Genomic DNA, 25869 nt, shown 5'->3' on the forward strand with positions numbered 1-25869 from the left:
GACGACCACGCCGCTGCCCGGACGCGCCGGCCCGGGCAGCGGCGCACATGGCGCGTCGAGGACGGTCTGCTCCAGGCCGACGTGTTCGTCCCCGCAGGTCAACGTGCGCAGTGGTGCTTGCCGCGCGGTGAGAGGGTTACCCGGCCGGTATGACTGACACACGACCCCTCGCCCTGGTGACCGGCGCGTCCAGTGGAATCGGCTACGAGCTGGCACGACAGTTCGCCCTGCACGGCTACGACCTCGTGATCAACGCCGAGGACGAACGGTTGGAGTCCGCCGCCCGGACTCTTCGGGAGACGGGCGCGGAGGTCCGCGAGGTACGTGCCGATCTGCGGGCCGCCGAAGGGCGGTACCGGCTGCTGGACGCACTCGACGGGCTGACCGTCGACGTCGTCGTCCTCAACGCGGGGGTGGGCCGAGGCGGGGCGTTCGTGGACACCGACCTCACCGACGACCAGGAGGTCATCGACCTCAACGTCACCGCCACCGTGCGGCTGGCAAAACCGCTGCTGCGGGCCATGGTGCAGCGCGGTGCGGGCCGGATCGCGTTCACCTCGTCCGTCGCGTCGACGATGCCCGGTGCCTTCCAGCCGGTGTACAACGCGTCCAAGTCGTTCGTGCAGTCCTTCGCCCAGGCGCTGGCGGAGGAGGTGAAGGACACCGGTGTCACGGTCACCTCGTTCATGCCGGGCCCGACGGACACGGACTTCTTCCGCAGGGCGGGCATGGCGGACGACACCCGGATCGGCACGATGAAGAAGGACGATCCCGCCACGGTGGCCGAGCAGGCGTTCGAGGCGATCGTGAAGGGGGAGAAGAAGGCCGTGGCCGGGTCGCTGAAGACGAAGGCGCAGGAACTTGCGGGGAAGGTGCTGCCCGACGGGGTCAAGGCCGCGGCGCACCGGCGGATGGCGGAACCGGGAACCGGCAGGGACCCGGAGCAGCCGGGGGAATGACGGGCAAGCGGGCGGGCGGCAGCGCGCAAAGAAGCGCTCGGCCCTGGGGGCCGCCCGCCCGCTGCAGGCGGTGTCACACGGTCGTCAGCGTGTGCGCGCTCGGAACCCGCACCTCCCGTACGGCGAAGCCGCTGCGCACCCGCGCCGGGATGCGTCGTAGGGAGATCCTCAGGTCCTGGTCGGGGACGGCGTACTCGAGGTCGGCCAGGCGCAGAGCGAGGGCTTCGAGCAGCCCGATGGCGAGGCCCTCCCCGGGGCAGCGGTGACCGGTACGCGGCTCGCCCCCGCCCTGTGGGATCAGTTCGTCTCGCTCGACCGCGTGCTCGAGGAACCGCTCAGGGCGGAAGGTGTACGGGTCGCCCCACAGCTTCTCGTCGTGGTTCTGTCCGAAGACATCGAGCAGCACCATCGCGCCGGCCGGCACCGAGACGCCCCGCCAGGACAGGTCGCGTACGGCGAGGCCGCCGAGGAAGGGTGCGAACGGGTAGAAGCGGCGCACCTCGTGCACGAACGCGGCGGTGTAGGCGCTGTCGCCGCCGCGGAGCCGTTCGCGCTGGTTGGGCTGCAGATGCAGCGCGTGCGCCGTGTAGGCGACGAACCAGCAGACGGCGACGGTGGGGCGGATGACGTTCAGCAGCTCGACGGCGGCCGTGTGCGGGTGGAGGAGCTCGCCGTCGGCGTCACGGTGCTCGCACACGGCGGCGAGCACCGTTCCGGCAGGGGCGGCGGCCTGGCCGGAACGCACGTCCTCGACCAGTCGGGCGAAGCGCTGTTCCTGGCGGCCGCGTGCCCGTCGCGCCCGCCAGTGCCGGGGCCCGGCGGTGGCGAAGCCGTCGACCATGGCGACCAGGTCGTGCGTGAGACGATCCTGTTCTTGCCTGGTGCTCTCGTCGAGCGGAACGCCCGCCCAGCGGCACACGCCGCGCGTGAGCACCACGCTCGCGGCGTCGAACAGCACTGTCTGTTCGGCCCCGCTCCACTCCCGTACCGCCTCGTCCCACACGGCTGTCACCTGTTCGACGAGGCCGGCGATCCGGTCGGGGTGGAGCAGCGGCAGGAAGAGTTCCTTGCGGGCCCGGTGGGCGACGCCGTCGAGGGTGTGGACCGCGTCGTGGCCGAACAAGGTGCTCAGCACAGGCTCCGGCAGGGCGCCGGCGCGGTGCACATTGTCCTCGTCGTAGAAGAACCGTACTGCTTCCGGGCCGCGCACGACGAGCGCGGGCTTGCCCATGACCCGGGTGCGGGCCACGCCGTCGGGGCGGTCGCGCAGCAGGCCGGGCAGCCAGCTGTAGCCCTTGGCGAGAGCGGGCAGGGAACGGTCGAGCAGGGGTGAGGTCGGCATCTCCATGGCCACCGAGTGCCCGCGCCCGGTGCCGGAACACGTGCGGCAGCCGACGACGATCGCTGATCAGGAACCGGCATCCGTGATCCACTCGCTGCGGGCGTCTGCGGCTGTCGGGTGGGGCACGGAGGGCAACGACGGACGGTGCACGTCCAGGGTGTCGACACACCAGGACAGGTTGGTGGCTGTGGCGTCGGAGAGCGGGTGCCAACGGCCCGAGCAGACAGGGAGGTTGAGGGGAGATCGGTGCGTTCGCTACGCCTGTGGGGCACTGGAACGCAGGTGCTCCCGCAGCCAGTGCTCGGTGTTGCTGACGTGGATCAGGGCCGCGGCCTGGCTCACTGCGGCATCGCGGGTGAGGAGGGCTTTGTAGATCGCCTCGTGTTCGGCGAGGGTCCGCCCGGAGGACTGGTCGTCCAGCTGGCCTCGCCAGATGCGGGCGCGCAGGGTGCGGCCCGAGATGCCTTCGAGCAGGGTCACCAGGCTCTCGTTGCCGGTGGCGGCCACGACGGAGCGGTGGAATGCCGCGTCGTGGGCGTTGAGCCGCTCGACGTCGTCGCTCGCTTCCCGCATCGCGTCCAAATGGCCCTTGACCTCCGCCAGTTGGGCATCGGTGATCCTGACGGCGGCCAACCCGGTGGCGAGGGGTTCGAGCAGGCGGCGGACCTCCATGAGATCCAGCAGGGCGCCCGTGTCGCTCTGCAGGAGCTCCACCGCGCCGCCGAGCCCCTCCAACAGCAGGCTGGGCTGAAGGCTGGTCACATAGGTGCCGTCGCCGCGCCGTACCTCGAGCACCCGGGCCACGGCCAGTGCCTTGACCGCCTCGCGGGCGAGATTGCGGGAGAGACCCAGCTGCGCGGCGAGCTCAGGCTCGGGCGGCAGCTTCGCGCCCGGCGGCAGCGCGCCGGAGCGGATGAGCTCACGGATCTGCCCGATGGCCCTGTCTGTCAGGGACAACGTGAGCTCCCTCCGTGGGCGCGTCGTGCGGACCGGTACGCGGGCGACCGGGGCGGCGCGTCAAGTGTGGCGCTGATGATACCGGGGAGTTCATGAGGGGATCGCCGTCATAGATCCAGACTCCCGAAACATTGTATGTCTCCCGGTGGAGAAAGCTGATCAAAAGCTGTTTACCGGAATAAAACTGCTGGTGAAGGACTGTTTTCATCCCTGCACGCTGGTTGACATGGCGAGGACACATGGCGGACCTTCTTCCGTAACAGCCGACGCGACGGGCGCCGACCGTCGCGCCGACAATGAGTCCAGTACCGCAGCGGGGTCGCCCTGGAGCAGTTCCACCGCTCCGCCGAGGGCCTCGATGTGCAGACGCGGCTGCAGGCTGGTGACGTACGTGCCGTCGCCCCGTCTGATCGCCAGCACGCGCGCCACGGACAGTGCCTTCACCGCTTCGCGTGCGAGGTGGCGGGTGAGCGCGAGCCGGGCGGCCGGCTCGGGCTCCGGGGGCAGTTTCGCGCCCGAGCCGGCGGATCTGGGTGATCGCCTTGTCGGTCAGGGACACCGTCAACTCCTCTCGCCCGGCGCGACGGGGGTCTCAAGGCGGAGGAGCCCTTGGTCGCGCAGGTCGTGCCAGAGCGCTGGGGGAATCCGCTGTCGGTGCAGTCGCGCGTTGCGCCGGACCTGTCCGGGGTCGCGCATGCCGAGCGTGACGTTGATGACGCTGGGATGAGTGAGGGGGAAGGCGATGGCGGCGGCGGGCAGGGTGGTGCCGTGGGCCGCGCAGACGTCGGCGATGGCGCGCGCAGGTCGACGAGTGCGGGCTGGGCGGCCTGGTAGTCGTACGTCATGCCTTCGGCGGGCCGGTCCTGGGCGAGCAGGCCGGAGTTGAAGACGCCGGCGGCGATGACGCTCTTGCCGTGTTCCTGGGCGGCGGGCAGGACGTCGTCGAGGGCGGACTGGTCGAGGAGGGTGTAGCGCCCGGCGAGCATCACCACGTCGGCTGCGGTCTCGCGCAGGAAGCGGGCGAGCATGCCGGACTGGTTCATGCCGGCGCCGATCGCCCCGATCACACCCTGGCCGCGTAGTTCGGCGAGGGTGGGCATGGCGTGGTCGGCGGCTTGTTGCCAGTGGTCGTCGGGGTCGTGGAGGTAGACGATGTCGAGGCGGTCCAGGCCGGTGCGCTCCAGTGTTTCCTCGATGGAGCGCAGGATGCCGTCGCGACTGAAGTCCCATTGGCGGCGCAGGTCGTCGCGGACGACGAACCCTTCGGTGTCGACCCCTTTGGGGTGTTCGTTGGGGACGAGGAGACGGCCGGCCTTGGAGGAGATGACGTACTGATCGCGGGGACGACCGCGCAGGGCGGCGCCCAGGCGGTGCTCGGACAGGCCCAGGCCGTAGTGGGGAGCGGTGTCGTAGTAGCGGATGCCCGCGTCCCAGGCGGTGTCGACGGCGGCTGAGGCGTCCTCGGCGGTGGTGGTGCGGTAGAGGTTGCCGATGACGGAGGCGCCGAAGCCGAGTTCGGTGACCTCGACGGCGGTGCTGGGGATCTCACGGCGGCGCAAGTGGTGCTCCTGGAAGGGTCGTTCAGCGTCGGACGTGGGCCTCGGAGCCCGCGAGGAGCGCCTCCACCTCGGACAGGGTGGCCATGGAGACGTCACCGGGCGTGGTCATGGTGAGGGCGCCGTGGGCGGTGCCGTAGGCGAGGGCGCGTTCCAGCCCGGTACCGGTGAGCAGTCCGTAGATGAGGCCCGCGGCGAAGCCGTCACCGGAGCCGATCCGGTCCAGGACGTGCAGACCGGGCATGCGGGGGCCGCTGACCAGGCCGGTCTCGGGCGACCAGGCGAGCGCGGACCAGTCGTTGACCCCGGCCGAGGGCACTTCGCGCAGAGTCGTCGCCAGCACTCTCGCCTGCGGCACCCGGGCTGCGACCGAGGCGAGCGCGTCGGGTACCTCGTCGTGGGTCAACCGCACGGCGCCCGGATGCGGGCCGGCGAGTCCGAGGGCGCCCACGACGACGTCGGCGTGCCGGGCCAGACGCAGGTCGGTCTCGCGGGCCCGTTCGGCGCCACCCCGGCCGTCCCACAGGCTGGGCCGGAAGTTGGGGTCGTAGGAGACGGTGACGCCGTGCCGTCGGGCGGCCGCCATGGCCTCGTCGGCGACGTCGGCGGTGGTGTCGGACAGCCCGGCGAAGATCCCGCCCGTGTGGAACCAGCGCACCCCGGCCGAGAACACCGCGTCCCAGTCGATGTCCCCCTTGCGCAGTTGGGAGACGGCGGTGTTCGCGCGGTCGCTGACGCCCAGAGCACCGCGGACGCCGAAGCCGCGCTCGACGAAGTTCAGGCCGTTGCGCGCCGTGCGCCCCGTGCCGTCCGCCGCGACCCAGCGAAGGTGCGAGGTGTCGACGCCGCCCTGGAGGATCAGGTCCTCCACGAGTCGGCCGACCGCGTTGTCGGCGAGGGCGGTGACCACGGCGGTGCGCAGTCCGAAGCAGCGGCGCAGTCCGCGTACGACGTTGTACTCGCCGCCGCCCTCCCAGACCTGGAAGCTGCGGGCGGTACGGATCCGGCCCTCACCGGGGTCGAACCGCAGCATCACCTCGCCCAGGGCGATCACATCGGTCACGGTGCTGTCCTCTCCACTGCCTCGGCCCTCTGCACTGCCTCGGCGGTCAGCCGGCGGATCTCGTCGTACGCGCCGCGTTCGAGGTGGCCGGGGGTGGCGATCCAGCTGCCGCCCACGGCGAGGACGGAGGGGTGGCCGAGGTAGGCGGGCAGCTGGTCGGGGCCGATGCCGCCGGTCGGGACGAAGCGCGCCTGGGGGAAGGGGGCGGCCAGAGCGCGGAGCGTTGCGGTGCCGCCGAGCGGTTGGGCGGGGAACAGCTTGACCGTGTCGAGACCCGCCCGCAACGCGCGCATCAACTCGGTCGCCGTCGCCACGCCCGGCGTGACCGGTACCCCCAACTCACCAGCCTTGACGAGGACGTCGTCGTCGAGGCCGGGCGAGACGAGGAAGCGGGCGCCGGCCGCCACGGCCCGTTCCGCCTGCTCGGCGGTGAGCACGGTCCCGGCGCCGACGGTCAGAGCACCGTGTGCCGCCATCGCCTTGACGACCTGTTCGGCGCCGGGTGTGCGGAAGGTGACCTCCGCACAGCGGGCGCCGCCCGCCGCGAGCGCGTCGGCCAGGGGGCCGGCACTCGCGACGGACGGCACGGTGAGCACGGGCAGCAGACGTGCCCCCGCCAGTACGGCGGCCAGGTCGGTGGTCATCGACCGAGCCATCCGCCGTCGACGGGCAGGATCGTGCCGTGGATGTAGTCGGCGGCGGGGGAGGCGAGGAAGACGGTGGCGCCGGCGAGGTCGTCGGCGCTGCCCCAGCGTCCGGCGGGGATGCGCTCCAGGATGGCCTTGCTGCGGACGGGGTCGTCCTGGAGGGCCTGGGTGTTGTCGGTGGAGATGTAGCCGGGGGCGATGGCGTTGACGTTGACGCCGTGCGGCGCCCACTCGTTGGCCAGCGCCTTGGTCAGGCCGGCGATGCCGTGCTTGGCGGCGGTGTAGCCGGGGACGGTGATGCCGCCCTGGTAGCTGAGCAGGGAGGCGGTGAAGACGACCTTGCCGTGTCCACGCTCCACCATCGTGGCACCTACGGCCCGGGTCAGCGCGAACTGCGCGGTGAGGTTGACCTGGAGCACCAACTCCCAGTCGGCGTCGCTGTGTTGGGCTGCGGGGGTGCGGCGGATGGTGCCCGCGTTGTTGATGAGGATGTCCACCGGGCGTTCCCGTCCGGCAAGGTTCTCGCCCAGGGCGCGTACGGCGGCGGGGTCGGCGAAGTCGGTGCGGATCGCCTCGAACGTACGGCCCGCGGCGAGGACGTCCTTCTCCACCTGGCTCCCGGACTGTTCCAGGTGGGCGCTGACTCCGATCACGTCCGCTCCGGCCTGGGCGAGCGCGCGGGCCATCGCCCGGCCGATGCCGCGTCGGGCGCCGGTGACGACGGCGAGCTTCCCGGTGAGGTCGAAGCTGCTCATGCGGCTGCTCCCTGGGTGTCGTCGGTGCAGTCCACGAGGATCTTCATCACGTCTCCGCCGCTCTCCAGCGCCGCGAAGGCGGCCGGTGCCTCGGTCATCGGCACGATCTTGGTGATCAGACGCTGGGCGGGGACGGTTCCGTCGGCGACCAGGGCGACGGCGCGCTCGAAGTCACCGCGGTCGTACAACCGCGCGCCCACGAGGGTGAGTTCGCGCCAGAAGAAGCGATGCAGGTTGATCTCGCGGGGCCTTGGGTGGATGGCGACCAGGCACAACCGGCCCCGCACGCCGAGGACGTCGACGGCGGTGTCCACGCCGCCCGCCGCGCCGGAGACCTCGAAGGCGACGTCCGCTCCGGCGTCGCCCGTCCATCGCCGGACGAGTTCGGTGATGTCGGCGGCGGCCGGGTCCCAGGTGCTCAGGCCCAACTCCTCGGCCAGTTGCCGGCGGTGGGCGTTGAGTTCGGCCACGCGTACCTCGCCGCCGGCGGCGCGGGCGACCAGGGCGATGAGGATGCCGACGGGTCCGCCGCCGACCACGACGACCTTCTCGCCGTCCTCGACCGCCGCCCGGCCCACGTCGTGCACCGCGACGGCGGTCGGTTCGACGAGCGCGGCCTGGTCCAGGGGGAGGGAGGCGGGCAGCCGTATGAGGGTGGAGGCGGGGACGGTCCAGCGCTGCTGCATGGCGCCGGGGGAGTCGATACCGATGAAGTCCAGGTGCTGGCAGATGTGTTGGTGGCCGGCGCGGCAGGCCGGGCAGGTGTCGTCCCAGCGCAGCGGCATCACGGTGACCGCGTCCCCGGGCCGCCAGTCCTCCACGCCGGGTCCGACGCGGACCACCCGGCCCGCCATCTCGTGTCCCAGGACGGTGGGCGTGGTGACCCGGGCGTCCATGTCGCCGTGGAAGATGTGCAGGTCGGTTCCGCAGATGCCGACGTAGGCGGGGGCGAGTTCCACCTCGCCCAGGCCGGGTTCGGATCCGGCGGCGGGCGCGGTGTCCAGGGTCCGGGCGGAGGTGTATCGGACGGAGAGAGTCATCGTGGGGTCAGGGTCCCTTCCGCGCGGACGCCGATGGTCAGCAGCAGGTTGGCGTAGGTACGGGTGTCGCCGGTGACGACGGCGAGGGCCAGGTCGGGGGAGCGGGCGGCGTCGTAGAACGCGAAGCGTCCGAGCGTGTCGAGGGCAACCGGTGCCACTCGGGAGCGGTACTCGGCGATGGCCGCCGGTTCCGGCTCGCCCTCGGGCGGCACCATCACCTGGGCCGACTCCACGGGCAGGGCGCGCAACAGCACGTCCAGGACGGTGGTGACGTCCAGGGTGCCGGGTGCCAGGTTGAGGTGGACGGTTCTGGCTCGTTCGCCGACGGCGGTGCTGGCGGGATAGTGGCCGTCGGCGAGCAGGACACGGGCGCCGTGCCCGGCTCCGGCCAGTGCTTCGAGGATGCCGGGGTGCAGTAGTTCGGTCAGCAGCACGCGATCCTCTCCTTACTCGTCGTTGTCGTGGTCGGTCGACCGGTAGAAGGCGGTCGCCGCGTCGCAGAGCACCGCCTGCCTCCCGTACGGGGAGCAGTCGTCCGGCAGACGTCCCGGACAGGGCGGATGGTCTGGACGGACTGGTGGCAGCGGATGAGCACGTCGTAGCCGAGGTTCCGGTCCTTACGGTCCGCAGTTCCACCGGCTCCGGCGCGGAGGGCGCGCACTGCACGACCACCGTGGTCGTCAGGCACGGGCGGACCAGACGGGGCCGTCGGGGTAGCTGTACTCCTTGAGGGAGGCGGGGTGCATCTGTGCGCTCAGTCCGGGCCGCGTCGGCGCGCGGTAGTGGCCGTCGGCGATACGGACGGGGTCGACGAAGTGCTCGTGCAGGTGGTCGACGTACTCGATGACGCGGTCCTCGGTGGTGCCGGAGACGGCGACGTAGTCGAACATCGACAGGTGCTGCACCATCTCGCACAGGCCGACGCCGCCGGCGTGGGGACAGACCGGCACGCCGAACTTCGCGGCCAGCAGCAGGATCGCGATGTTCTCGTTGACACCGCCGACGCGGGCGGAGTCGATCTGCACGATGTCGACCGCGCCGGCCTGCAGCAGCTGCTTGAACACGACGCGGTTGGCGATGTGTTCGCCGGTGGCGACCTTGATGGGGGTGAGCGCCCTGCGGACGGCGGCGTGGCCGAGGATGTCGTCGGGGGAGGTGGGCTCCTCGATCCAGTACGGGTCGTAGGGTGCCAGGGCCCGCATCCAGTCGATGGCGGGCTGGACGTCCCATCTCTGGTTGGCGTCGACGGCGATGCGGATGTCCGGGCCGACGGTCTCGCGGGCGACGCGCAGGCGCCGTACGTCGTCCTGGAGGTCGGCGCCGACCTTCAGCTTGATCTGGGTGAAGCCGTCCGCGACGGCCTCGCGGGCGAGGCGGGCCAGCTTCTCGTCGGAGTAGCCGAGCCAGCCGGGGGTGGTGGTGTAGGCGGGGTAGCCCTGGTCGAGGAGGCGGGCGATGCGCTGCTCGCGGCCCGGTTCGGCCCGGCGCAGGATGTCGAGCGCTTCTTCGGGCGTGAGGGCGTCGGACAGCCAGCGGAAGTCGACCTGGGCGACCAGGTCCTCCGGTGACATCTCGCCGAGGAAGCGCCACACCGGCTTGCCCGCGTGCTTGGCGGCCAGATCCCAGGCGGCGTTGACGACCGCGCCGGTGGCCATGTGGATGGCGCCCTTCTCCGGGCCCAGCCAGCGCAGTTGGGGATCGTGGATCAGGGAGCGGGCGAAGGCTCCGAGGTCGGAGCAGACCTGCTCCACGGACAGGCCGACCACGTGCGGGGCGAGGGTGGCGATGGCGGCGGCCTGGGCGTCGTTGCCGCGTCCGGTGGTGAAGGCGAGGGCGTGGCCCTCCAGCCCGTCGCCGGCGTCGGTACGCAGGATCACGTAGGCGGCGGAGTAGTCGGGCTCGGGGTTCATGGCGTCCGAGCCGTCGAGGTGTTCGGAGGTCGGGAACCGCACGTCCAGGACGTCCAGGGCGGTGATGCGGGCGGATGAGGGCACGGGGGAGGACATGGCGGCAACTCCTGTGAGGAGCAAGGGAGATGCATCCCCTTGCGATGAGACGTGAACGCGGAGGCCGGGCGGCCGGCGGCGGCCGCCCGGGTCACTCCTGGACCTTGCCGCCGGTGATGCGGGAGATGGCGAGGGCGACGAGGATGATCAGGCCGTTGAGGGCGCCGATCCACTGAGCGGGCACGCCCGCGAGGGTGAGCACGTTCTGGATCATGAAGAGCAGCAGGATGCCGCAGAACGCGCCGAACATGGTGCCCTTGCCGCCGTTGAGGCTGATGCCTCCGATGACGGCGGCGGCGAAGACGGTGAAGATGTAGCCGTTTCCCTGTGCGGAGGCGACGGAGGCCAGGCGTCCGGAGAGCATCAGCCCGGCGAGGGCGGCGAGCACGCTGCCGGTGACGATGACGATCCACAGCACCCGGTCGGTGCGGATGCCGGCCGCCTTCGCGGCGTCGACGTTGCCGCCGATGGCGTACAGGGAGCGGCCGAAGCTCGTCCAGCCGAGCACCACGATCGCGATCGCGAACAAGGTCAGGCAGATCCAGATGGAGGCGGGCATGCCGAACCATTCGGCGGTGCCGGTGTAGAGCATCGACTGCGGCAGCTGGAAGAAGGTCTGGCCGCCGGAGATGCCGGTGAGGATGCCACGCAGCACGATCAGCATGCCGAGCGTGACGATGAAGCCGTTGAGGCCGAAGCGGATGATCAGCAGCGAGTTGATCACGCCCACGAGCGCGCCCACGGCGAGGGTGATGGGGACCGCCCAGGCGCCGGGGAGCAGGCCGAGTCCGTGTCCGGCGCCGGCCGGGACGACCAGCCAGGCCGCGACGCCGGGCGCCAGGCCCATCGTGGACTCCAGGGAGAGGTCCATCTTCTTGACGATCAGGATCATCGTCTGGGCGAGGACCAGCAGGGCCATCTCGGACATGGTCTGCAGGACGTTGATGAGGTTGTCGGCCTGGAGGAAGACGGGGTTGACGATCTGGCCGACGATCGCGATGACGACGATCGCCGGGACGAGGGCGAGGTCGCGCAGGCGGGCCAGGGGAATGCGGCCGCCGAGCAGCGCGGTGCGCTTGTGCCCGGGGCCGACGGACTGGGCGGCGGCGTCCGCGAGGACGGTTTCAGGCATCGAGGTCCACTCCTTCCATCGCGGCCACGAGGTCGTGGTCGTGCCAGCCGCGGGGTATCTCGGTCGTGACCCGGCCCTGGAACATCACCAGGATCCGGTCGCACATGCGCAGGTCGTCGAGTTCGTCGGAGGCGATGAGCACTCCGGTGCCGGACTCGGCGGTCTCCTCGACCTTGCCGAGGAGGAACTCCTTGGAGCGCACGTCCACGCCGGCGGTCGGGTTGATCAGGACCAGCAGCTTCGGGTCGTCGGCCAGGGCGCGCGCCATGACGACCTTCTGCTGGTTGCCGCCGGACAGGGCGGAGACGGGCAGCTCCGGTCCGGGGGTCTTGATGGCCAGGTTCTCGATCATGCCCTCGGCGAGCCGGTCGCGGCGGCCGCGGCTGAGGAAGCCGTTCTTCCCGAGCCGTTTGGGCACGGACAGGGTCGCGTTGTCGGCGATCGACATGTCCGGCACGAAACCCTGGTGGTGGCGGTCCTGCGGGACGAACCCGGCGCCGGCCGCGAGAGCGGCGGGCACGCTGCCCGGTCGGGGCCGGCGCCCGGCGATCTCCAGTTCCCCGGTCGTCGCGGCCCGTAGTCCTACGACGGTCTCGGCGACCTCCGTCCGTCCGCTGGCGGCGGCGCCCGCGAGGCCGACGATCTCGCCGGCCCCCACCTGGAAGGTGACGTCGGTGTAGGTGTCGTCGCTGCTCAGGGCGTGTACGGACAGCGCGGGTGGGGCGCTCGCGTCCAGGCTGGCGGCGCGTTCTTGCCGCCGGTCGGCCGCGGCCTCACCGGTCATGGCGGCGACCAGCTCGGCGCGGGGCAGTTCGGCGACCGGCGCGGTCACTATGTGCCGCGCATCGCGGAACACCGTCACCATGTCGCAGATCTCGTAGACCTCCTGGAGGTGGTGGCTGATGAACAGGAAGGTCACGCCCTGGCGTTGCAGGTCGCGGATGCGGTCGAAGAGCCGGTTGATCGCCGCCGCGTCGAGCTGCGCGGTGGGCTCGTCGAGGACGATGAACCGGGCCCCGAAGGACAGCGCCCGGGCGATCTCGACGAACTGCCGCTGCTCTACGCTCAGTTCGCCGGCCGGGGACTGCGGGTCGACGTCCACCGACCAGGCCGACAGCAGCTCCTTGGCCCGGCGGCGGACGCCGGTCCAGCTGATCAGCCGGTTGCGGCCGTGGTGGTGGCGGTTGAGGAAGAGGTTCTCGGCGACGGTCAGCGTGGGGATGATCGTCGACTTCTGGTAGACGCAGGCCACGCGCCGGCGCCAGGCGTCGCGGTCGCTGAGCCGTGGCGCCGGGTCACCGCCGAAGGTGACCGTGCCCTCGTCGGGGGCCTGCAGACCCGTCAGGACGGACACGAGGGTCGACTTGCCGGCCCCGTTGCGGCCGACGAGCGCGTGGGTCTCGCCGGGCCTGATGGTGATCCGGGCGCCGTCGAGGGCGACCGTGGGACCGAATCGTTTGACTATGCCCGCCGCCTCGACGACGGGCGGGGCCGCGGAGGCCCGCCCGTCGTCCGCCGGGGCGGGCGCGGGGGTGACGGTACGCTCCCCGTCGCTCATCTCAACCGCCTTGTACTGGATAGCCGTTGGGTTCCTGGGAAGGCAGGTCAGCCGAGGTTGTTGCCCCACAGCGACGTGTCGTCGCTCTTGACGCTGGGGACGCCGCCGTAGGTGCCGCCGTCGGCGGTGACCAGGGGAGCGGAGAGCTGGTCCTCCAGCAGGCCGTCACGGACCTTGATGATCGTGCTGTGGTGGTCGGTCCTGCCCGGCTTGAAGGTCTTGCCGTCGATCGCGGCCTTCACGTAGTACAGGGCGTACTTGGCGTACAGGTCGGCGGGCTGGGAGACGGTGGCGTCGATCTTGCCCGCGGCGATGTCCTTGAGTTCCTCGGGGATGCCGTCGTTGGACACGATGAAGACGTGCTTCTTGTCCTTCGGGTCCACCAGCAGGTTCCTCTGTTTGAGCACCTGGAGCGTGCCGGACAGGCCGAAGCTGGACTCCATGTAGACGCCCTTGATGTCCGGGTTGGCGGTGAGGTCCGTCTGCAGTTTCTGCGCGGCGACCGCGCCGTCCCAGTTCGTGGCCTCCCCGAAGACCTTGACGCCGGGGTAGTTCTTCTTCATGCAGTCGTTGAACGCCTCGGTGCGGTCACGGCCGTTGATGGAGTCGAGGCCGCCCTCCAGCATGACGACCTTGCCCTTGCCGCCGAGTTTCGTGCCGAGGAACTGGCAGGCCTTCTCGCCGTAGGCGCGGTTGTCGGCCCGTACCACCATGAACACCTTGCCGCTGTCGGGGCGGGTGTCGACGGTGACGACGGGGATCTTCTTCGCCTGCAGTTGGGCCAGGGTCGGCGCGATCGCCGCGGTGTCCTGCGGGGCCATCGCGATGCCCTTGACGCCCTGGCTGATGAACGTCTGCGCGTTGGCGGTGAGCTTGGCGACGTCGTTCTGGGAGTTCGTGGTCTTGAGGGACAGGCCGAGCTGCTTGGCGAAGTCGGGCGTGTACTTGATGTACGAGTTCCAGAAGTCGGTGTCGGACCGCGGGTAGTCGACGCCCACGAGCGGCTTGTCGCTCGAGGAGGCGGAGGTACCGGAGCCGCCGCTGCACGCGCTGAGCAGCGTCAGTGCGCAGACGACGGACGCGGTGGAGCTGAGTGCGGTTCTGAGTCTCATGGGTACTTCCTCGCGCTGGTCCCGGAGGCGGGGTTGTCACACCCGTGCGACGGTTGGGTGTCGCAGTTGGAGAGATGGGATGTTTATAGGGTGGCGTCGGCGGGGCTGTCTAGAGGTGGTGCGAAAACGGGAGGGGATTTGCGCGAGATGACGATGCCGGGGTGAGGTGACATAGGATGTCGACACCGAATCCATCCCATCAATGTTGTCTGTCTGTGAGGGGATGTCTCTTGCGTCGAGATCGCGGCGGACGAGCGTCGCTGCGAACCTGAGTCATCACCCCGAGACGGCGCGGGCGCCCACGGCTGACGATGCCTGACAGGGGCCAGCGGGCTTCGCCTTCGGCAAGCTGCCGAGGTACCAGGTCTGGGGGCAGCCGTGGATCAGCATCAGAGTCGGGCCGTGGCCCCGATGACGTAGGTGATGCCGGTTCCGGCGATGTGGGTCGTGTGTTCGCTGCCGCGGCTGCGAGCGTGGGCATGCCAAGGCCCGACGGCCAGGGCGAGGACCGCGACAGGGCCACGTCCCGCGCCGGTGGCGAGCAGGTGCGGCAGCGCGGCCCGGGTGGCGCGGACGGCGGACATGAAGTTGACCGTGCAGGTCCACTCCTTGTCCTCGTCCCTCACACCCGGGACGTCGTCTACGGAAGCGTCACCGACTGCGCGCCGCGACGGGCCAGGGCGGCTCGGGCCGCGCCTGGCCTCGTCGGTCAGTTCTGCAGGTGCCAGATCTGGTTCGTGCCGCCTGTGCAACTCCACAGCTGCACCTTCGTCCCGTTCGCGGTTCCCTGGCCGTTGGCGTCCAGGCAGAGCCCCGACTGCACTGCCGTGATCGTGCCGTCGGCGTTGACGTTCCACTGCTGGTCCGCCTGCCCGTTGCAGTCCCAGATCGCCGCCGGGGTGCCGCTGCCCGCGGACTGGCCCACGCCCAGGCACTTGCTGCCGTACACCATCAGTTGCTTGGCGGCGGTGTGGGTCCAGCGCTGGTTCGAGCCGCCGTTGCAGTCCCACAGCTGTGCCTGGGTGCCATTGGCGGTGGTGGAGTTGTTGATGTCGAGGCAGCGCCCCGACTGCTGGCCGACGATCTCCTGGTTGCCCGAGGGCGGCGGTGTGCTGGAGCCGAACTGGGTGAAGAACTGCCACACCGCGCCCGACGTCCAGGTGCGCCAGCCGTCACCGGTGGAACCGTCTATGGGGCCAGGGTCGTGGCCCGCTCCGTCGAAGGCCGCCCACACGACGGGGTAGCCGGACCGGCATCCTGAGTAGGTGGTGATGATGTGGGTCAGGCTTCCGTAGGCCGGCTCGGGCGGGTTCTGCGGTGTGCAGCCGTTCGTCCGGACGAACGTGTCGCGCAGGTCCCGTCCCGACTGGATGGGCAGCACGTTGTCCCGTAGGCCGTGCAGGCCCATGTAGGCGATGGGCTGGTTGCCGCCGTTGCATCCGCTCAGGTTCGCGCCGGAGTAGACCGCGACCGCGCGGAAGACGGTCGCCCGTGCGCAGGCGAGCGCGTACGACATCGCACCGCCGTAGCTGAAGCCTGCGGAGAACAACTGGGTGGTGTCGACGCACAGGCCCGCCTCGATCTGGCTGACCATCGCGTCGACGAAGGCCACGTCCTGACCGCCGGCATTGGCCCAGCCGTTGTTGATGCCCTGCGGGGCCACGAAGATCGTGCCGTTGTTCGCGTTGTCCGCCAGGCGCCGCAGTCCGTAGTAGGACCAGTTGTATCCGTCGGTTCCGCCCGAGTCGACGTCGTTGGCGGTGCCTCCGAGCCAGTGGAAGCCGAAGATCAGCCGGTAGGGGTGGTTGTTGTCGTAGCCGGCGGGGACCCGGAGGATGTAGCTGCGGGTCTGTCCGCCGCTCTGGATCGTGTGCGTGCCGCTTGTCAGTGTCGGCGCCTTGCCGCAGCCGGCGGTCGCCGAGGCGGCTGTGGCCGACCTGGGGGCACCGAGGCCGTAGCCGAGCGAGGTGCCCGCAGCCGACAGGACGAGAAGTAACGCAGCCGCGATGGACATGAGGAGTGGTGTGCGTTTCATGCGCGGTCCTTCTTCCGTGGTGGGGGCAGGGACTTCGGTCGCGCGGGCGGTTCACACCCCGGTGATGGTCCATTGGTTGTTGGTGCTGGAGTTCGGCGTCCACAGCACCGTGGTCGATCCCACCGCCGCGCTGCCGTTGCCGTCGAGGGCGGTGCCGGTGCCCCGGTTGATGATCTGGTAGCGGTTGTCGCCGAGGCTGTTCAGCGACCATTGCTGGTTGTTGCCGCCGTTCCACGCCTCCTGTCGGGCGGGAGCGCCGTTGGCGGAGTTGCCCCAGCTGTCGGCGGCCATGCCGTTGGCGCGGTTCATGATGCGGTGGTAGCCGTTGCCGAGGTCGATCAGCTGCCACTGCAGGTTGGCGCTGCCGTCGTAGTTCCACTGCTTGAGGTTGGAGCCGGCGGCGACGTTGCCGCCGCTGTCGAGCACCAGTCCGCTGGTCGCGTTGGCAATCTTCACCCAGGTGGTGGAGCCGCCCGGTGCGCCCAGGACGGGGATCTCACCGGAGAAGGTGAGCTTGACCGTGTAGGCGAGGGCGTTGAACGGCGGGTTCGACGAGGGCATGGTCAGGTGCAGGCCGGAGGCGTCCTGGGTGGGTGCCGGCAGGTTGACGTAGGTGCCGGCGGCGTTGTTCACCAACTGTGCGCCGGTCAGGCTGCTGAGGTTGATCTGGTTGGAGTTCAGTGTGGTGATGGTCATGGTGGTGCCCTGCCAGCCCAGCGCGGTGGCGTAGAGGACCTTGTTGTCCTGGCTGCGGGTGAAGCGGATGTCCTGCGGTTTGCCTGCGACCGGTCCGCTGAAGGAGCCGCCGCCCATCTTGGTGGGGCCCTCGCCGTAACTGGACCAGGAGCGGGTGCCGTAGACCGCCTCTCCGAAGCGGCCGAGCCAGTCGCCCATCCCGAGCAGGATCGACTGCTGTCCGGAGGGGATGGTGCCGTCGGCGGTCGGGGCGATGTTGAGCAGCATGGTGCCGCCCTTGCTGACCCGGTCGATCAGCGAGTGCAGCAGCGCCTGCGTGGTGTAGTAGCCGATGCCCTCCGTGTAGCACCAACTGGAGGAGGAGATGCTGTCGTCGGTCAGCCAGTAGGGCGTGAGCAGTCCTGCCGGTCCGCCGCGTTCGAAGTCGAAGACCTCGCCCTTGTTGTCGAGGCCGTCCTTGTAGGTCGCGGCCACGTCCTTGTTCCAGGCGACGGCCTGGTTGTAGTAGTGCGCGAGGAACTGCAGACGGTAGGACTCCTGCACCAGGTTCAGGTCGAAGTCCTGCCAGAGCAGGTCCGGTTGGTAGCCGTCGATGACCTCGACCAGCTTGTCGTACCAGAGCTTGTTCTCGGCCGCCGTGCCCTGCTGGCCGTAGAGGATGCGCAGGGCCGGGTCTGACTGGGCGGGCACGTGGTCGTAGTAGCCGTTGAAGTGGTAGGCGTGGTGCAGCGAGACCATGAACTTCAGCCCCTGCGCGCGGATGGCCTGGGCGTGCAGGTCGACCAGGTCGAGTCGGGGGCCGTGCCGGACGGAGTTCCACGGGTTGGCGCGGCTGTTCCACATCGAGAAGCCGTCGTGGTGTTCGGCGACCGGGCCGGCGAACCGGGCGCCCGCGGACTTGAACAGCCTGGCCCAGGCGTCCGGGTCCCAGGTGCCGCCTTGGGAGGCCGGTCTGGGGGCGAACTGCACGAAGTTGCCGGCCTTGTCGCGGGCGCCGTCGATGAAGTTGTTGTACGGCCACACCGAGGGGTCGCCGTAGGTGGCGATGTGGTGCTTGTTCTCGTTCGAGCCGCCGATGTACATGTTGCGCGGATACCACTCGTTGCCGAACGCGGGGACGCTGAAGGCGCCCCAGTGGTAGTAGATGCCGAACTTGGCGTCCTTGAACCAGACGGGCGCCGGGGGGTGCTGGTCCACGGAGGACCAGCTGGGGGTGTAGCCGGCGGGGCCCTCGGTCGCCGCGGCCTCGGGGGCGAACCGCAACAGACCGAGGGCCGTGGCCGCGCCGGTCGCGGCCAGCAGCCGCCGCCGGCTGATCGGCAGGGAGGAGTTGGTCATGCGGAGCCTTTCAGCGTCATTGACGGGTGGGTGATCCCGGCTGTCGCCGGATCAGTCGCGCGTCCACTTCTGGTTGCTGCCGCCGGTGCAGGTCCACAGTTCGAGCAGGGTGCCGTTGGCGGTGCCGGCGCCGGTGGCGTCCAGGCACAGACCGGACTGGCCGCCGGTGATGGTGCCGTCGGCGTTCAGCGTCCACTTCTGGTTGCCGCCCCCCGTGCAGGTGGCGATGTCGACCTTCGTGCCGGGACTGGTGCCGCTGCCTGCGGCGTCCAGGCACGCGCTGCCGTAGACCCGCAGTTCACCGGCCGGGGTGGTGGTCCACTGCTGGTTGCTGCCGCCGTTGCAGTCCCACAGCTCCACCTGGGTTCCGGGGGTCTGCGACTGGTTCGGTACGTCCACGCACCGGCCGGAGCCGACTCCGACGATCGGGCCGCTCGTACCGCCGCCGGTGCCGCCGCTGCCGGGCGTGAGGGACAGGTTGTCGAACTGTGCCGTCTCGCCCTGGCTGGTTGCGTAGCCGGCCTGGCCGCCGGCCCAGGTGCGGTCGCTCACAGTGCCGACGGTCGAGCCGTCGATGGCGGCGGTGAGGGTGGTGCCGGAGAAGGCCAGGGCGAGGGTGTGCCAGCGGTTGGTGCCCAGCGCCGTGGTCGTGCCGTGGGCGAGGGTGGTGACGTTGCCGCTGGTGCCGGAGTTGAGGATCGACCAGGCCCCGGTGTCGCTCACTCGCAGGTGGTAGGCGTTCAGGCCTCCGGTGCTGCTGTAGTCCTGTGCGTTCGCGCGGCCGATCAGTTCGGCGTATCCGGGCTGTTCGAGCAGCACGTCGGACGTCACGGTGTAGTTGCTCCACCCCACGTCACCGAGGAGTGCGTGCGGATCGGACAGTGCGTCCCAGGTGATCGGTTTCTGGGGGCTCATCTGGCGCACGCACGTGCCGCTGCGGCCGCCGCCGCAGGCCGTCACCTCGAAGGCGCCCTGCCAGTCCATGAGGTACTTCGCCTCGGTGCCGGTGGTGTATCCGTCGAACGAGTCGTGGTACGGCAGGCTCATGGCGCTCTGCGCGGGCCCGGTGGCGGTGCCCTTGCCCTGGCCGGTCGTGGTGGTCAGGGTGTAGACGTGGTGGGGTTGCACGGTCACGCTGAAGGCGCCGCCCGACGGGGTGATGTCCGTGGTGTGCGCGAAGTAGTCCGCCTGGTTGGCGGAGTTGACGTCGGTCGACCAGACGTGGACGGTTCCCGTGGACAGCCCTCCGGCGAGGTTGAAGTTCAAGGTCTGGGCGCTGGCGGCGTCCATCGTCTCGATGACCGTGGAGTAGTCGGAGTTGTTCGTGGACTTCATTGACACGTAGCTGCCGTTGTTCCGGCTGCCGCCGAGGTAGCCGCTGGAGGAGTCGAGGTACTTCCAGCCCGGGGCGGTGAACTGGGTGGTGTGTGCCATCACCCAGGTGTTCTTGCCGATCGCGTAGTGACCGGACCAGGGCTGGGAGGCGAGGGCGAGGCCCATGGTGGGGTAGGGCAGGTTCGGGGTGATGGCGGCGACGACCGGCCAGTTGAGGTACGCGGTCATCCGGCCGTCGATGTATCCGCGGTTGATGCCGCGGGCCATGGCCGGCGCACCGGCGTTGTAGTCGTCCGAGCCGTTCTCGCTGGCCCACAGCTGCTTGCCGGACGAGGTGGCGGCCGACGGCACCGAGCAGTCGGACTGGGAGGAGCGGTAGCCGCACGGGTAGTGCGTGCCGATGACGCTCACCGCTGCGGCGAAGGCGGGGTTGGAGTTGACGTCGTTGGCCACGTTCCAGTCCGAGTCGGCCGCCACGATCTTGACGCCGGCGTAGCCGCTGGAGTTGAGCGCGCTGCGCAGTTGCTCGTACCAGGAGACGTTGTAGCCGCGCTCGTTCCAGCCGCCGAGGTAGTCGATGGTGAGGCCGTGCTGTTTGGCGCAACCCAGCCACGAAATCAGGTAGTTGACCATGTCGGTGGACCAGAAGTTGCCACCGCCGATCCAGCCCGGGGCGCCCCAGGCCAGGCCGTAGAGCTTGATGTCCGGGTTGCGGGCCTTGGCCTGCTCCATGAGCCACCATTCGTAGCCCCGGTCGCAGTTCAGGTCGGAGCGGGTGTGCTGGTGACTGGGCTCGGCTCCCGAGGTGGAGTTGGTGTCGCCGCCGATCTCGGCCTTGAGGATCTGCAGGGAGGCGCCGTAGCCGGGCTTGAAGAGGTAGTCGAGGATCTGGCCGCGTTCGGGCTCGGGGTAGTCGATCAGGAGTCTGCTGTTGCCGCCTCCGCCGCTGATCGCGCCGACGCCGTCGAAGGTCCGTCCGCCGGAGGCGCCGTTGATGGTGATGGAGGTGGCGGCGTGGGCCGGAAGGGCGGCCGTGCCGACGAGGCCGCCGGCGGCCAGGACGAGGCCCGTGAGTACGGCCGCCGAGGCGCGCAGGCTCCGTAACAGCCGTCTGAATGCTGACACGGTGGGGGGTTCCTTTCGCAGGTCGGTGGGGTTCGCGGTCCGCGTCGGGTGCGGTGTCAGCGGACGGCGAAGTCCTGGTTGGTGCCGGGCGCGTTCTTGCACGGCCACTGGTCCAGCTGCTGTCCCGCGTTGCCGCCGGCGCCGTAGACGTCCAGGCACAGGCCGCTGTTGCGGTTCTGGAAGGCGTAGGTCCCGTCGGACTGGCGCATAGGCAGCCAGAGGGCGTTCGCCGCCGTGCCGGGGGCCTGCTGCACGATGTCCGGGGTGCCTGCCGCCGTGGAGCCGCCGGCGACCGCCACGTCCTGGCCGGAGCTCTGGACGCGCAGTTCGCCGTAGCCGTCCGAGGCCGGCACGAACCGGAACTGCTGGTTGCTCTGCCCGTTGCAGGTCCACTGGTCGATCGCGGCGCCCGCGGTGCCGGAGTTGCCGTACACGTCAAGGCACAACTGATCGCTTGCGACCACGAGTTGGTGGTAGCCGTCCGGGAAGCCCCCGCCGGACGACGCCGGGGTCAGATAGACGGCGAACGCATCGTGCGCGCTCTGGAACGTGAGCGGCACGGTGACCGAGCCGCCCGAGGCGCTCACGTTCTGGTCGTACACGGTCTGCGGCGCACCCAGCGGCGCCTGGTCCGGAATGCGGTGCACGGTGACGTGGACGCTGCCGGCGTTCGTCAGCCACGGGAGGGATGACAGCCCGTTGAAGGCCACGGACGCGGCGCCGGTGTAGCCGTTGGAGTCGCCGATGACGGCCACCGCGCGCCCGGCGGCGGAGTCCTCGGAGGCGGCGATGGCGGTCGAGCCGACCTGACCGGAGGTGTCGACGAGGGTGCCGGTCATGTCGGCGTAGTCCCGAAGCGCCCACCAGTTGCCGGTCGGCTGCCAGCTGCCCCCGCTCTGGGTGAGGACTCCCGTCAGGTTGGGGGTGACGCAGCACACCCAGTTGCCGCGCATCGCGTTGGCGTACCCGGACTGCGCGAACCGCGCCAGGTACCAGGCCGTCACCCCGGCGGTCTGCCGGTCGGCCGGCTGGTACTCGTTGGCGGACAGCGGCCGCGGACCGATACCCGCCGCGCTGAGAGAACCGTTGAGTGCCTGCGCCACGGTGACGGGGTCGTCGACATCGCCCTCGTCGTGGTTGCTGATCATGTCCGGCACCGTTCCGGCCGCCTTCACGTGTGCGAGCCAGGTCTGCCATTCACCCGGGTTGCGCTGCGGGGTGAACGCGAGGGACGGCCCGACGATCTGCGCGTCGGGGGCGATGCGGCGGATCTCCCGGTAGGCGGTGTCCCACATCTGGAAGTACTGGGCGCTGTTGACGCCCCGGGTCCAGAAGTAGGAGATGTCGGGCTCGTTCCAGATGTCGTAGGAGAATGTCAGTCCTGACGCCTGGAGCGCTCCCACGGTGGAGTCGATGAAGCTGATCCAGTTCGCGCAGTTGCCGTTGTCGCACGGGTACGTCGTATTCGACGGCTGGCCGCCGTTCGCGCCGTAGATGTCACTGACGAGCACCTGGTACTGCGCGTGGTACGGCGGCCGGGTCAGCCGTTTGGCCTGCGCGATGATCGAGTCGACGTCGGCCCGACTGGCCGCGCCGTACTGGTAGTTGTCCTTGATCCAGCCGCCGGAGAACCAGCCCCCGCCGCGGAACGCGTTGATCCCCAGCGGCTGGATGAACTGGTCCACAGGTTGGCTGCCGTCCTGGGTGAAGCCGTAGAGAAACCCCTCACCCACACCGGTCGACGGGCCTCGCGTCAACGCCAGGTTCACGTTCAGCGCCTCGCCCGCGGCGGCGCGGCTCCCGGCCGCCGACAGCAGCTGCAGCACGAACGCCAACACGACGCCGACGGCGAGCAGCACGCGGCGGTCCCTCGCTCGCGTCCTCATACGGACCTCCTATGGGCCAGCGATACAGCGAGACAGCGATACATCGGGTCAGCTCAGCGACCACTTCTGGTTGGATCCGCCGTTGCAGGTCCACAGCTGTACGAGGCTGCCGTTGGCGGTGGCGGCGCCGGTCACGTCCAGACACAGGCCGGACTGGGCACTGGTGACCGTGCCGTCGGCGTTGAGGTTCCACTGCTGGTTGGTCTGGCCGTTGCAGGGCCAGGTGATGACCTTCGTGCCCGGACTGGTGCCCTTGTCGTAGGCGTCCAGGCACAGTTGGCTGCTGCCGGAGTACACGGTGAGCTGGTGGGACGCGGTCGCGGTCCACGTCTGGTTCACCGCACCGTTGCAGTCCCAGATCTGCGTCTGCGTACCCGCCGTCGTGGATGCGCCCGGCACGTCGAGACACTTGGCCGCGCCCACCGCGTGCAGGGCACCGGTCGTGCCGCTGCCGCTTCCCGTTCCGTAGCCGGCGGAGGTGATGGCGGCCTGGACCGCGTTCTCGGTGGCGTCGGACGGATAGCCGGCCGTGATCGCGCCTTCGAAGAACTCGCCCACGCCATTGGGACTGTTGTCGCCCCCGGTGCCGAGCAGGACCGAACTGTCGACCTTCATCGGCGAGTAGCCGTTCGGCAGGGGACCGGAGAAAGTGGTGGTCAGGCCGCCGCTCGTACCGTTGCCGTATTTGAGGGTGAAGTTGCTGGTGCCATTGTTCTTCAGCCACGCGCTGACGAACGGATAGTGCACGCCGGGGTTGTTCGGGTCCTTGTTGGAGCCGGTGTTGGTGTGGAACATGCCGTTCTCCAGGTCGGCCTCGACCCAGGGGCCGCTGCCCGTGCAGCCGCCGAACCAGCAGGCCGTGCCCCAGTAGATGGCGTTCATGGTGGCGTTGCCGGTGTCCGTGTGGGAGTTCTCGCCGCTGCCGTAGTCGAAGCAGCACCACTGGTTGGTGTAGTTCGACGAGGTCACCATGTAGATGCCCTCGGGCTGGGCGCCGGTGGGCACGCCGCTCGCGTGGTCGAGCCGGTAACCGACACCCGGGGTGACCTTGACGCCGAACACCTGGTGACCGGCCGCGGTCACCGGCAGGGCCATGGCGTCCGCCCCGACGTCGGATCCGTTCGGACCCGGGCCCTTCCAGTAACCGCCCCAGGAGATCGGCATGTCGTTGTGCTGGGCGGTCTGGTCGTAGATCTTCGTGATCGTGCAGGACGTGCCCGCGCAGAACGACACCTGGGAGGCGCCGTCGGCGTACCCGCCCGGAGCGAGCACCCCGATGTCGCGGTAGCTGTGGTCGGAGGACCGCTGGATCTGGTACAGCGGCCCGTTGTACGCCGCGAAGAGTGCCCTGGTGGTGGCGTGCGCCGTCACGCACGGCGTACCGCCCGCCGCGTAGAGGTCGCACGGGTGCGACGCGTCCGCCGCGGACACGGGCGCGTGGACGGCGGCAGGTGTGCCGGTCCGCGCGGAGGCGGCGAACGAGGGTGTCCCGAGCGCGGCCAGGGCCATCGCCAGGGCGATCAGGAGCACGGCCGGGAAACGCCTTCGTCTGCGATCGGTTGCTGATCCGGGCAAGGAGACCTCCTGTGTGGTGGTGCCGCCGTACGACGGCACCGAAGCTGCCGGTGGCCGCGGGCAGAACGGGGTCATCCCAGCGCCCACCGCTGGCTGCTGCCGCCGTTGCAGGTCCACAGCTGGGCGAGGGTTCCGTCAGCCGTGGCTCCGCCGGTGACGTCGAGGCACAGGCCGGACTGGACGCCGGTGATCGTGCCGTCGGAGTTCAGCGACCACTGCTGGTTGCTCTGGCCGTTGCACGGCCAGATCTCCACCTTCGTCCCCGGTGTGGTCTGGTTGTTGTAGGCGTCCAGGCACATCTGACTGCTACCGGAGTAGACGGTGAGCTGGTGGGAGGTGGTGTGCGTCCAGGTCTGGTTGGCGCCGCCGTTGCAGCTCCAGATCTCCACCTGGGTGCCCGCGGTCGTGGTGGAGTTCGGCACATCCAGGCACTTGCCGGCGCCGACCGCGTGCAGCGGACCGGTCACGCCGGTGCCGCCACCGCTGGTGCCGCCCGCCACCCGGTACATGACCGTGCCGTGTGCGGGCACCGAGGCGCTGATGGTGCCGGAGGTGGTCGAGGACGCGCCCGACCACAGGTCGGTGAGGGTGTAGGAGGACGCCCCGGTCTTCCCGATCGCTGAAGCGGTGGTGGTGATGGTCGCCGTGGAGCCCGTCTCGTTGAACAGCGCCACCGACACGTCCCCGTTGGCCAGCGGCTTGGCCAGCACGTCCAGGCCGCCCGAGGAGGACACCATGGTCCCCTGCTTGCCGAGTGGGTCCTGGTCGACCGCGATCACCCGGGAGTTGGTCAGCACGGACAGGGTGGAGGAGCTGGCCGAGGGGATGTTGGTGCCCGCGATGAGCGGTGCGGCCATCTCCGCCCACAGGCTGAACTCGCTGCGGTTCTCGGTGGCCGTCATCGAGCCGTTGCCCACCTCCAGCATGTCCGGGTCGTTCCAGTGACCGGGACCCGCGTAGGAGGCCAGTCCCACGTTGCTGTGGAAGATCGACAGCATGCTGGAGAAGGTCGGGCTGATGTCACCGGTGGTGCGCCAGCTGTTGCCCACATCCGCGCCCCAGGTCCACACGTTCTCCTGGCCCCAGTTGCACAGGCTGTACAGGATCGGCCGTCCGGTGGCCGCCAGCGCGTCCCGCATGGCGATGTACCGGGTCCGCGCCGGCACGCCGGTGTTGTTGCAGTTGTCGTACTTCAGGTAGTCCACGCCCCACGACGCGAACGACTGCGCGTCCGTGGTCTCGTGCCCGAGGCTGCCCGGGTAGCCCGCACAGGTCGCGGTGCCCGCGTCCTCGTAGATCCCCAGCTTCAGCCCCAGGGAGTGCACGTAGTCCGCGGTGCCCTTGATGCCGTCGGGGAACTTCGCCGGGTCCGGCACCAGGCGGCCGCTGGAGTCCCGGCTGTGGGTCATCCAGCAGTCGTCGATGTTGACGTACGAGTAGCCGGCCGCCTGCATGCCGTTGGTGTGCATCGCCTGGGCGGTGGACTTGATCAGCGATTCGGAGACGTTGCAGCCGTACGCGTTCCAGTCGTTGAAGCCCATCTGCGGGGTCGGCGCGAGCCCGTTGCCGAGCGCTGCGGCGGGGTGCGCCGTGCCGAGGGAGAGGAGGGGGGCGGTCGCGGTGAGCAGCACGGCCGAGAAGGCGAGCGCGAGGGTTCTGCGCAGGGAACGCAGCGGGGGCAGCGACCGGGGACGCCTGGCTCTCGCGGTGGTCGTGGGCATAAGTCATCGACTCCTGGGGCGAGTTGGGGTG

19 protein-coding genes and 2 pseudogenes are annotated in these 25869 nt (G+C 70.0%); 1 reads left to right on the plus strand and 20 read right to left on the minus strand.

Annotated elements, in window-relative coordinates; all coding sequences use genetic code 11:
- Positions 1-149: 149 nt before the first annotated feature.
- A complete protein-coding gene (locus tag ACYF6T_RS19175) occupies positions 150-959 on the plus strand; it encodes an SDR family NAD(P)-dependent oxidoreductase (RefSeq protein ID WP_461697990.1) in 810 nt (269 codons plus the stop codon).
- A gap of 73 nt (positions 960-1032) precedes the next feature.
- Here ACYF6T_RS19175 and ACYF6T_RS19180 read toward each other — a convergent pair whose 3' ends face one another.
- The 20 genes and pseudogenes from ACYF6T_RS19180 to ACYF6T_RS19275 all read right to left on the minus strand — a co-directional run bounded on the left by ACYF6T_RS19180 (position 1033) and on the right by ACYF6T_RS19275 (position 25838).
- Entirely contained in the window at positions 1033-2307 is a 1275-nt protein-coding gene (locus ACYF6T_RS19180; protein WP_461697991.1) for a cytochrome P450, read from the minus strand.
- A gap of 249 nt (positions 2308-2556) precedes the next feature.
- Positions 2557-3258: a FadR/GntR family transcriptional regulator gene (locus ACYF6T_RS19185; protein ID WP_461697992.1), complete on the minus strand. Its 702-nt coding sequence runs from the start codon at positions 3256-3258 to the stop codon at positions 2557-2559.
- A 258-nt stretch (positions 3259-3516) separates the two neighbouring features.
- Positions 3517-3817, minus strand: a pseudogene (locus tag ACYF6T_RS19190) (GntR family transcriptional regulator); the annotation flags it as partial.
- Positions 3818-3819: 2 nt separating this feature from the next.
- Positions 3820-4817: pseudogene (locus ACYF6T_RS19195) on the minus strand (aldo/keto reductase).
- Between the two features lie 22 nt (positions 4818-4839).
- Positions 4840-5877 carry a sugar kinase gene (locus ACYF6T_RS19200; protein WP_461697993.1) on the minus strand — a complete coding sequence of 346 codons (1038 nt, stop codon included), beginning with the start codon at positions 5875-5877 and terminating at the stop codon, positions 4840-4842.
- Positions 5874-6521: a bifunctional 4-hydroxy-2-oxoglutarate aldolase/2-dehydro-3-deoxy-phosphogluconate aldolase gene (locus ACYF6T_RS19205; protein ID WP_461697994.1), complete on the minus strand. Its 648-nt coding sequence runs from the start codon at positions 6519-6521 to the stop codon at positions 5874-5876. Before ACYF6T_RS19205 ends, ACYF6T_RS19200 begins: the two co-directional genes overlap by 4 nt.
- A complete protein-coding gene (locus ACYF6T_RS19210) occupies positions 6518-7279 on the minus strand; it encodes an SDR family oxidoreductase (protein WP_461697995.1) in 762 nt (253 codons plus the stop codon). The genes ACYF6T_RS19205 and ACYF6T_RS19210 overlap by 4 nt, the downstream gene beginning before the upstream one ends.
- Positions 7276-8319 carry a zinc-dependent alcohol dehydrogenase gene (locus ACYF6T_RS19215; RefSeq protein WP_461697996.1) on the minus strand — a complete coding sequence of 348 codons (1044 nt, stop codon included), beginning with the start codon at positions 8317-8319 and terminating at the stop codon, positions 7276-7278. Before ACYF6T_RS19215 ends, ACYF6T_RS19210 begins: the two co-directional genes overlap by 4 nt.
- Entirely contained in the window at positions 8316-8753 is a 438-nt protein-coding gene (locus tag ACYF6T_RS19220) for an RbsD/FucU family protein (protein WP_461697997.1), read from the minus strand. Before ACYF6T_RS19220 ends, ACYF6T_RS19215 begins: the two co-directional genes overlap by 4 nt.
- A 246-nt stretch (positions 8754-8999) precedes the next feature.
- Entirely contained in the window at positions 9000-10325 is a 1326-nt protein-coding gene (locus ACYF6T_RS19225; protein WP_461697998.1) for an L-fuconate dehydratase, read from the minus strand.
- A 91-nt stretch (positions 10326-10416) separates the two neighbouring features.
- Entirely contained in the window at positions 10417-11457 is a 1041-nt protein-coding gene (locus ACYF6T_RS19230; RefSeq protein WP_461697999.1) for an ABC transporter permease, read from the minus strand.
- Positions 11450-13015 carry a sugar ABC transporter ATP-binding protein gene (locus ACYF6T_RS19235; protein ID WP_461698000.1) on the minus strand — a complete coding sequence of 522 codons (1566 nt, stop codon included), beginning with the start codon at positions 13013-13015 and terminating at the stop codon, positions 11450-11452. The genes ACYF6T_RS19230 and ACYF6T_RS19235 overlap by 8 nt, the downstream gene beginning before the upstream one ends.
- 47 nt (positions 13016-13062) lie before the next feature.
- Complete coding sequence (locus ACYF6T_RS19240; RefSeq protein WP_461698001.1) at positions 13063-14127, minus strand: sugar ABC transporter substrate-binding protein; 1065 nt, start codon at positions 14125-14127, stop codon at positions 13063-13065.
- A gap of 389 nt (positions 14128-14516) precedes the next feature.
- The gene (locus tag ACYF6T_RS19245; protein WP_461698002.1) at positions 14517-14753 is read right to left on the minus strand and encodes a hypothetical protein; all 237 of its coding nucleotides are present in this window, start codon (positions 14751-14753) and stop codon (positions 14517-14519) included.
- An 83-nt stretch (positions 14754-14836) separates the two neighbouring features.
- Positions 14837-16141, minus strand: coding sequence for a ricin-type beta-trefoil lectin domain protein (locus ACYF6T_RS19250; protein WP_461698077.1), 1305 nt, complete (start codon positions 16139-16141; stop codon positions 14837-14839).
- Positions 16142-16213: 72 nt separating this feature from the next.
- Complete coding sequence (locus ACYF6T_RS19255; RefSeq protein ID WP_461698003.1) at positions 16214-18196, minus strand: alpha-L-fucosidase; 1983 nt, start codon at positions 18194-18196, stop codon at positions 16214-16216.
- A gap of 51 nt (positions 18197-18247) precedes the next feature.
- Positions 18248-20656 (minus strand): ricin-type beta-trefoil lectin domain protein, encoded by a 2409-nt coding sequence (locus tag ACYF6T_RS19260; protein WP_461698004.1) that lies wholly within the window; start codon positions 20654-20656, stop codon positions 18248-18250.
- 56 nt (positions 20657-20712) lie between these two features.
- Positions 20713-22542: an RICIN domain-containing protein gene (locus tag ACYF6T_RS19265; protein ID WP_461698005.1), complete on the minus strand. Its 1830-nt coding sequence runs from the start codon at positions 22540-22542 to the stop codon at positions 20713-20715.
- Between the two features lie 48 nt (positions 22543-22590).
- Positions 22591-24051 carry an arabinofuranosidase catalytic domain-containing protein gene (locus ACYF6T_RS19270; protein WP_461698078.1) on the minus strand — a complete coding sequence of 487 codons (1461 nt, stop codon included), beginning with the start codon at positions 24049-24051 and terminating at the stop codon, positions 22591-22593.
- Positions 24052-24188: 137 nt separating this feature from the next.
- Entirely contained in the window at positions 24189-25838 is a 1650-nt protein-coding gene (locus tag ACYF6T_RS19275; protein WP_461698006.1) for a glycoside hydrolase family 27 protein, read from the minus strand.
- Between the last annotated feature and the right edge of the window lie 31 nt (positions 25839-25869).

This window comes from Streptomyces sp. 7R007 (assembly GCF_054850255.1).